The following is an 8,737-nucleotide window of genomic DNA, read 5'->3' as shown; positions in this document are numbered from 1 at the left end:
GACGGGTGGGGAACCGAGCGCTCGGATACGCACCCCACCCTGTCGTCGCCGGCGCGCCGACATCCCTCCTCACAAGGGGGAGGGAGATCCGGACCTCCATCCTCAAAAGATACGCGGCGGTTCATCCTGAACTCGCACATTGGTGCTGCACAAGGCTCTGTTCTTTAAGTGAAAATCTTCCGCTCGCTGACCTAAGTCCGCCTTGGAAGCGGGCTCCGCTAGACTCCGCCCATCCCGGCCTTCGCGGATATCGTAGTTTATGTTTTAGCCGACTTTGGAAACGCGTTTTCACCGCCCGAACCCTCGACGATCGGATGCACGGGCGCGGGGCCCCGGCGCCGGTCCGAAGGGGGGCGATCCGCCCACCGGAAACGCCCTTAAAACCTCGCATTCCCGTGGAAATTTCCTATATTCTGACTGCTTCGGCGCGGATCGGATTCGCGCCGCCTTCCGGGCCCTTCGCCGGGCCGCTTTACCGACCGATTGAATGACCGATCAGACCCCCGACGACGCTGTCGCCCCGGCCGAATACGGCGCCGACTCCATCAAGGTCCTCAAGGGCCTGGACGCCGTGCGCAAACGCCCCGGCATGTATATCGGCGACACCGACGACGGCTCCGGCCTGCACCACATGGTCTATGAGGTGGTCGACAACGCCATCGACGAGGCCCTGGCCGGTCACGCCGACCTGGTCGAGGTCATCCTGAACGCCGACGGCTCGGTCACCGTCACCGACAACGGCCGCGGCATCCCCACCGCCATCCACGCCGAGGAAGGCGTCTCGGCGGCCGAGGTCATCATGACCCAGCTGCACGCGGGCGGTAAGTTCGACCAGAACTCCTACAAGGTCTCCGGCGGCCTGCACGGCGTCGGCGTCTCGGTCGTCAACGCCCTGTCCGACTGGCTGAAGCTGGTCATCTTCCGCGAAGGCAAGCGCCACGAGATGCGCTTCGAGCGCGGCGACACCGCCGAGAGCCTGAAGGTCACCGGCGACGCCCCCATCCGCACCGAGGGCGCCAAGGCCGGGGAGCTTCTGACCGGCACCCAGGTCACCTTCTTCCCGTCGCTGACCACCTTCTCGCACATCGACTTCGACCTGAAGACGCTGGAGCACCGCCTGCGCGAGCTGGCCTTCCTGAACTCGGGCGTGGTCATCAAGCTGCGCGACGACCGGCACGCCGAGAAGTTCGAGGAGATCCTGCACTACGAGGGCGGCGTCGAAGCCTTCGTGCGCCACCTGGACAAGTCCAAGTCGCCCATCCTCAAGGACGTCATCGTCATCCGCGGCAAGAAGGAGGGCATCGAGCTCGATCTCGCCCTCTGGTGGAACGACAGCTACCACGAGACCATGCTGTGCTTCACCAACAACATCCCGCAGCGGGATGGGGGCACCCACCTGTCGGCCTTCCGCGCGGCCCTGACCCGCGTCATGGGCGGCTATATCGAGGCCGCCGGCGCGGCCAAGAAGGAGAAGGTCTCGGTCTCCGGCGAGGACGCCCGCGAAGGCCTGACCTGCGTCCTGTCGGTCAAGGTTCCGGATCCCAAATTCAGCTCCCAGACCAAGGACAAGCTGGTCTCGTCCGAGGTCCGCCCGGCCGTCGAGGGGCTGTGCCAGGAAGGCCTCGCCACCTGGTTCGAGGAACACCCGGTCGAGGCCAAGCTGGTGGTCGGCAAGATCATCGAGGCCGCCGCCGCCCGTGAGGCCGCCCGCAAGGCGCGCGACCTGACCCGCCGCAAGACGGCGATGGAGATCAGCTCCCTGCCCGGCAAGCTGGCCGACTGTCAGGAACGCGATCCGGCCAAGTCCGAACTGTTCATCGTCGAGGGCGACTCCGCCGGCGGCTCGGCCAAACAGGCCCGCAACCGCGAGAACCAGGCCGTCCTGCCCCTGCGCGGCAAGATCCTGAACGTCGAGCGCGCCCGCTTCGACCGCATGCTGTCGTCGGAACTGATCGGCACCCTGATCCTGGCGCTCGGCACCGGCATCGGCCGCGACGACTTCAACGCCGACAAGCTGCGCTACCACAAGATCATCCTGATGGCGGACGCCGACGTCGACGGCGCCCACATCCGCACCCTGCTGCTGACCTTCTTCTACCGTCAGATGCCGGAGCTGATCGAACGCGGCCACGTCTACATCGCCCAGCCGCCGCTCTACAAAGTCTCCAAGGGCAAGCAGTCGCGCTACCTCAAGGACCAGACGGAGATGGACTCCTACCTCATTGAGGAAGGCTCCTCCGACGCCGAGCTGGACCTGCCCACGGGCGAGCGCCGCACCGGCCTGGACCTGCAGGCGCTGGTGCGCGAGGCCAAGGCCTTCAAGGCCGGGGTCGATCGCCTCAGCCAGCGCGCGCCGACCTTCGCCATCGAACAGTCGGCTCTGGCCGGCCTGTTCGCGGAAGCGGGCGGGGATCCGGTCAAGGCCGCCGCCCGCCTGAACCTCTATGCCGAGGAGGGCGACGGTCCGTGGACCGGCGGTCCGGGCGCCCAGGGGGCTGTGGCCTTCGAACGCGTCCGCCGCGCCGTCACCGAGCGCATCGTGCTGGAAGAGGCCCTGATCCGGTCGCTGGACGCCCGCCGTCTGGCCGAACGCGCCACCGCCTTCGAGGGCCTGTTCGACAAGCCCGCCGTCTTCCGCCGCAAGGACAAGTCGGTGACCATCCGCGGTCCGCTCGACCTGCTCGAGGCCGTTCTGGACGCGGGCAAGAAGGGCATCGCCATCCAGCGCTACAAGGGCCTGGGCGAGATGAACCCCGAGCAGCTGTGGGAGACGACGCTGGACGTCAACGCCCGCACCCTGCTGCAGGTCAATGTCGCGCACGAGGAAGAGGCCTCCGACCTCTTCGCCAAGCTGATGGGCGACGTGGTCGAACCGCGCCGCGAGTTCATCCAGGAAAACGCCCTGGACGCCGCCGTCGACGCCTAACGAAATCGGCCTCGATGGGCAGCGTCCATCGAGGCCTGGATTCCGTTCCGCTCAGAAGGGCTACGGCCGTCCGGCTTCGATGAAGGCCCGGATCGTCGGGAAGGAGCCTGAGCTCGACCGCGAGCCGTCGCAGGCGATCTGCTTCAGGAAGTCGGGATTGGTGTTCGGCCGCAGGGGCTCCCAGGCGGCGCCCTCCTCGGGATAGTCCTCGTGGGTGCCGTCGGCCTCGAACTCGCTGGACCCGGCGGTCCGCCATTTTCCGGCCGCGCAGTCGAACTGATAGGTCTCTTCGGTATGGGTCAGGTCGCCCGGCGGCGCCGTCATCGGCACCGAGGCGGCGCGGATCGACGTGATCGCGTCAGTGACGACGATGCTGTCCACGTCGGTCAGATAGGCCCGCGCCGCGGTCCTCGAATAGGGTTGCCAGTTTTCCGCCAGGACAGGCGTCGCCGTCGTGGCCAGGGCGACCGCGGCAATCAGCATGAATTTCATTGGATGATCTCCCCAGATCCTCTTTGTCCGCCATGATGCGCCAGACGCGGCGTTTGGCAAGCGGAGTGAGCTCAGGCCGCCTCGCGGGCCGCGCCTTTCGTTCCCGCCAGCGGTTCGAAAAGCCAGCGGGCCAGATGCCGCACCACCGGCGCGGCCACCCCGTCTCCGGTCAGCTTGCAGGCGGCGCTGTACGAGCCGGGCAGGCGATAGGCGTCCGGCAGCCCCATCAGCCGGGCGGTCTCCCGCGCCGTCATAAGCCGCGAACGCACCCGCCCCGCCTCGATCACCAGCAGGGTCTGGCGGCTGGAGCCGCCGCCCGGCGTGCGCAGGCAGCCGGCCATGTCGAAGCGCACCTCGGCCCGCTGCAGCCGGCGGCCGTCCGCGTCGCGCCGGGTGCGTCGGTACAGGGCGCCGACCTGACGCCCGCCCGCCGCGCGCGCGGCCTCGACCTTGGCCCGGTTGACCGGCGACATCAGGCTCAGCAGCCGCGCCGTCTGCGCCTCGGAATGCCAGTTCAGGTGAGCGCCGTCCGTTTCGGTCACGGCGGCCAGGCCGGCCACCGGTTCGACCGGTTCGGGCAGCCGCCACCACAGCATCCGCCGGCGCAGGGCCTCGGGCAGCCGCTCCGTCGCCCGCCGCAGATTGGCCGGGTGGAAGGGCGCTTCCGGTCCGTCGGCCAGCAGGGCCGGGTCGATGGCCACGTCGCCGCGCACCCCGATCACGAACAGACGCGGCCGCGACTGGGGCACGAAGCGGTCGGCGTTGATCACCAGGGCCCCGACGGCGTAGCCCGCCTCATCCCAGGTCCGGCACAGGATCTCGAAATCCCGCCCGCCCCGCGAGGTCAGGGCGCCGCAGACATTCTCGATGGCCACGATCCTGGGGCCCCGGCCCTCGCGCGCCAGGCCTCTGGCCAGATCCCAGAAGGCGTGGAAGGTCCCCGAGCGGGCTCCGCCCAGCCCGGCCCCCGCGCCCGCCAGCGACAGGTCCTGGCAGGGGAAGGAGCCCCACATCAGATCGGCCTGCCCCGGCAGGTCGGCGGGCGTCACCGCGCCGATGTCGCCGACCGCCAGTTCCTCGCCACCCCAGTTGGCGCGATAGGCGACGGCCTTCTGCGGGTCGATATCGTTGGCGAAGGTGCAGCGCCAGCGCTCGCCCAGCCCGGCGCGGAGCATCCCGCCGCCGGCGAAGAACTCATAGGCCTCGAAGGCGGCGGAGCGGGGCGATTCGATCATTCGGCGCACAGTCTGCGGCCTCGGCGGCGCCGGGTCCACCAGAGCGCCCTCCAAACCCGCCCGGAAGGCGAAGTGCGTTGATCCGACAACGGAAACGTGGCTTTCTCGGCGCGTTCTGGAGTCCCCTGTGCCGGTCGACGATCGCTCCCGCCCCGTCTCGTATTCGTGGGACGTCACGACGCAGTCCGACCCGGATGCGTTCGACGGCTATCACCAGAGCATGCGTGACATCTACGACGTCGAGGGCGTCGACCCGGACGCCCGCGCCGGCTTCGTCAGCCGCACCATGGGCTCGGTCTTCGACAACGGCAGCATCGCGCGCGGCTATTCGGTGCCGCAGACCCTGCGCCGCACAGCCGGCACGGTGCGCGCGTCCGGGCTGGACGCCATCAACGTCTTCGTCCTGTTCGCGCCGCTGGTCGGCGACGCCGACGGCGCCGATATCCGCTCTTCGGCCGGATCGATCCATTTCCGCGATCTCTCGCGGCCGTCGGTGTCCCGGGCCGAGGCCATCGATCTGGTCACCCTGATGATCCCCCGCATCGCCGCGCCGCTGTGGATGCGCGACGGCGGGATTCACGGGCTGGCGATCTCGCCCGACAATCCGATGGGCCGGCTTCTGGCCAGCCACCTGTGCCTGCTGGCCGATACGGCTTCGGGCCTGCGCCATGACGAGGGCGCGGCCGCCGTCGAGGCCGCCCTGCTCATCGCCGAACGCGCCGTGGGCCGTCACAGCACCGCCACGCCCGAGCAACTGTCCGCCATCCACGCCACGGTTCGCCACCGCGCGACCCGCTTCATGCGCCAGCGGCTGCTCGACCCCCAGGTGACGGTGCAGGACATCGCGGCCGCGTCGGGGGTGTCGCGCACCACCCTGTTCCGCGCCTTCGCCCCGGGCGGCCTGCGCCGCTACATGCTGGACCTGAGACTGGACGGCGCGCGGGCGGCGCTCGGCGGCCGGGACCCGCGCCGCCAGACGGTGGCCGAGGTCGCCTATCGCCACGGCTTCGCCAGCGCGGCCCATTTCGCCCGCCTGTACCGCGAACGGTTCGGCCATGCGCCGGGAGAGATGGCGGCGCGCCGGCTCGAGACCCGGGCCCTCGCCGAGACCCCGCGCGGCCCCTTCCGGCACGACATGGTGGTCAACTGGCTGCGCGGCCGCACGACGCTCGGCGCGCGCGCGCCGCGGGTCCTGCGCTCAGCCTGACGGTTCGCTCTCGCGCCGGGCGCCGGGCGATGAGCCGAAGGCCTTGCGAAAGGCGCGGCTGAAGTGGGAATCGCTGGCGAAGCCGCAGGCCTGGGCCACCTCGCTCACGGTCGGACGCGGTCCAGTCCGGCGCATCAGCAGGTCGCGGGCATGCTCAAGCCGCCTTTGCCGGATGTAGGCCTGCACCCCGCCGACGGGTTGAAACGCCCGATACAGGCTGGAGCGCGAAAGGCCGAGGGCGTGCATCAGACTGCCGGCGTCCAGGTCCGGATCCAGCAGCCGCTCCTCGATCAGCCGCGCGGCGGCCAGCATCTCCGGATCGCCCGCCATCCCCGCTGGGGCGGCCGGCTCCGGAGGCCGCTCCAGGGCGGTTCGCGCCAGCATCAGGATGGACTCCACCACCACGGAGGCGTCGTCGGCGCGGGGGCTCGCGGCCAGCCCGGCCAACTCCTCGATCAGGTTGATGATCAGGGTGGTGAAGGCCGAGGGCGTAACCGGGCGCGGGGGCTTCAGGTCCGCCAGCCATTTCGGCGCCGAGGCGCGGTCCGTGGCGAGGATCAGCCGCCCGCCGCCGTCGGGTTCGGGCTCCAGCGCCGACAGCGCGCCCATGCGCAGCCGCGCCGTATCACCGCGCCCGTCGACCACCAGGCCGACGCGCTCTTCCGACCCAGCATCCGGCGCGGAGAGGGCCTCGCGATCGAGGAAGACCCAGGAGGCCGGTCCGGCGTCGGCCGACGCCGTGGAAGCCCCCTGATACGCGCTCATACTGCTCCCCATTCATCAGGCCGCCGTGGCCGCGGAACGGGTCCCCGCCCGATGCCGGCGGGGGACCATGCCGGACGCCGCGGGATCCTCGCAAGTCCTTATGCTGAAACAGGAAAGCGAGACGCCGACGGTGGAACGCCGGGACAAGCGGTTGGGACGGACGGGCATGGCGAGCGGCTCGGCGAGGCGTCTGGCAAGGCCTGTGTTCGCCCGCTGTCCGGACCCCATCTCCAGCGCCTCGCCGCCCGGCGCGCTGACGAGATCGACAACGCCCTCATCGCCGCCGCCGCATAGCCTGGGTCGCGTGTCGCGGCGGACGCCGCCGGGACACCTTCAGAACGCGGTGCGCTGAAGGCGTGAGCCGGGATCGTCATGTCTGGAAGGGATGGCTCCGGCCTGGATCACGGATCCAGAAGAAGCGAATGGCGCACCCGAAGAGATTCGAACTCCTGACCCCCAGATTCGTAGTCTGGTGCTCTATCCAGCTGAGCTACGGGTGCGCACGGCCGCGAACGGCGAGGGCGGGTCTCTACCCCACGTATGCCGGGGGGGCAAGACCCGGATCGACTGTTTTCCGGGACGATTTCATGGCGGGCGCGTCAGGGGTTTCGTTCGGAGCGTTGAAGCGGCAGGGTGCCGCCCCGATTTAGGGCGTTCCTCCCCGCCGCATCAGCCGAGTTCTCCATGCCGTTTCGTCCGACCCGTCCCTTGCGTGTGCTGGCGGCGACCGCCGTCGTTCTCGGGATGGCGCTGTCGGGCTGTACGGGCTGGACCGCTCCCGCCGCCCCGGCGCCCGCGTCCGTGGCGGCGGTCCAGGCTCCCGTCGCCCCGCAGGCCAAGGGGCCGTTCATCGCCGCCGCCAATCCGTTGGCGGTGGAGGCGGGCATGCGGGTCCTGAACGCGGGCGGCTCGGCGGTCGACGCCGCCGTGGCCGTTCAGGCGGTGCTGGGCCTGGTCGAGCCCCAGTCGTCCGGCCTGGGCGGCGGCGCCTTCATGATGGTCTATGACGCCGCCACGGGCGAGGTGACCAGCTACGACGGCCGGGAGACCGCCCCCGCCGCCGCGACGCCCGAACTGTTCTACGAGAACGGTCAGCCGCTCGACGTCATGTCCGCCGTGCTCAGCGGCCGCTCGACCGGCGCGCCCGGCGCGGTGTCCATGCTGGCCATGGCCCAGAAGGAACACGGCCGCCTGCCGTGGAGCGCCCTGTTCGGCGACGCAGAGCGTCTGGCCCGGGACGGCTTCACGGTCAGTCCGCGCCTCGCCGGCATGATCGCCCTGACCCGGGGGCAGGCTCGCACCCGCTGGGCCGACGCCTATTTCACCAAGGCGGACGGATCCCGCTACGTCGCCGGCGACACCCTGAAGAACCCCGAGTACGCCCGCACCGTCGCTGATCTGGCGGCGCAGGGGACAGAGGTCTTCTACCGCGGCCGCATCGCGCGCGAGATCGCCGCCACGGTGGCGCAGGACCCCCGCCCGGGCGCCCTGACCGCCGCCGACATCGCCGCCTACCAGCCGATCGAGCGTGGAGCCCTGTGCCGCCCCTACCGCATCTATGTGGTCTGCGTGCCGCCGCCGCCGTCCTCGGGCGTGGCGGTGCTGCAGCTGCTGGCCATGGCCGAGCGTACGCCGGACATCGACGCCGGCCCCGACAGCGTCGCCGCCTGGACCGCCTTCGCCCAGCTGCAGCGGCTGATGTACGCCGACCGCGACCGCTATGTCGGCGATCCGGCCTTTGTCGGTGTGCCGGTGCAGGGGCTGCTGGACCCGGCCTATGTCGCCTCACGCGCGGCCCTGGCCCCCGGCCTGACCGGCGCCGCCCAGCCGGGCACGCCGCCGGGCGGAGCGCTGACCGGACCGGACGCCACGCGTGAGCCCGCGGGCACCAGCCACATGGTCATCGTCGATGCGGCCGGGAACGCGGTCAGCATGACCACCACGGTCGAGAGCATCTTCGGCTCGGGCCGGATGGCGGCGGGCTTCTTCCTCAACAACCAGCTGACCGACTTCTCCTTCTCGCCCGCACGCGCCGACGGCGGCCCCGCGGCCAATGCGGTGGCGGCGGGCAAGCGGCCGCGCTCGTCGATGTCGCCCATCATCGTGCTGGAC

The 8,737-nt window shown here is 70.5% G+C and carries 6 protein-coding genes and 1 tRNA gene; 3 read left to right on the top strand and 4 right to left on the bottom strand.

The features are described 5' to 3' along the window. Positions 1-487 precede the first annotated feature (487 nt). A complete protein-coding gene (gyrB, locus tag Q0C81_RS11150) occupies positions 488-2,926 on the top strand; it encodes a DNA topoisomerase (ATP-hydrolyzing) subunit B (protein WP_291837566.1) in 2,439 nt (812 codons plus the stop codon). A gap of 60 nt (positions 2,927-2,986) precedes the next feature. Here gyrB and Q0C81_RS11145 read toward each other — a convergent pair whose 3' ends face one another. Together Q0C81_RS11145 and Q0C81_RS11140 are read right to left on the bottom strand one after the other, a co-directional pair. Beyond that, positions 2,987-3,418, bottom strand: coding sequence for a surface-adhesin E family protein (locus Q0C81_RS11145; RefSeq protein ID WP_291837563.1), 432 nt, complete (start codon positions 3,416-3,418; stop codon positions 2,987-2,989). A gap of 71 nt (positions 3,419-3,489) precedes the next feature. Continuing rightward, on the bottom strand, positions 3,490-4,653 hold the full coding sequence (locus Q0C81_RS11140; protein ID WP_291837560.1) for a DNA cytosine methyltransferase: 1,164 nt from the start codon (positions 4,651-4,653) through the stop codon (positions 3,490-3,492). A gap of 127 nt (positions 4,654-4,780) precedes the next feature. On the opposite strand from Q0C81_RS11140, the gene Q0C81_RS11135 reads away from it, so the two are divergent. Then, positions 4,781-5,860 carry a helix-turn-helix domain-containing protein gene (locus tag Q0C81_RS11135; RefSeq protein WP_291837557.1) on the top strand — a complete coding sequence of 360 codons (1,080 nt, stop codon included), beginning with the start codon at positions 4,781-4,783 and terminating at the stop codon, positions 5,858-5,860. Here the strand turns inward: Q0C81_RS11135 and Q0C81_RS11130 are convergent. Then, positions 5,852-6,625 carry an AraC family transcriptional regulator gene (locus Q0C81_RS11130; RefSeq protein ID WP_291837554.1) on the bottom strand — a complete coding sequence of 258 codons (774 nt, stop codon included), beginning with the start codon at positions 6,623-6,625 and terminating at the stop codon, positions 5,852-5,854. The two genes, Q0C81_RS11135 and Q0C81_RS11130, sit on opposite strands and share 9 nt — an antisense overlap. Positions 6,626-7,048: 423 nt before the next feature. After that, positions 7,049-7,125 (bottom strand) — tRNA-Arg (locus Q0C81_RS11125). Positions 7,126-7,309: 184 nt separating this feature from the next. Here Q0C81_RS11125 and Q0C81_RS11120 point away from each other — a divergent pair. After that, on the top strand, positions 7,310-8,737 hold a 1,428-nt coding region (locus Q0C81_RS11120), incomplete at its 3' end, for a gamma-glutamyltransferase family protein (protein WP_291837551.1).

The organism is Brevundimonas sp. (assembly GCF_023259385.1).
Classification (GTDB): domain Bacteria; phylum Pseudomonadota; class Alphaproteobacteria; order Caulobacterales; family Caulobacteraceae; genus Brevundimonas.
The sequence above is the reverse complement of the archived record's forward strand: the minus strand, read 5'-3'. Positions and strand labels throughout refer to the sequence as shown.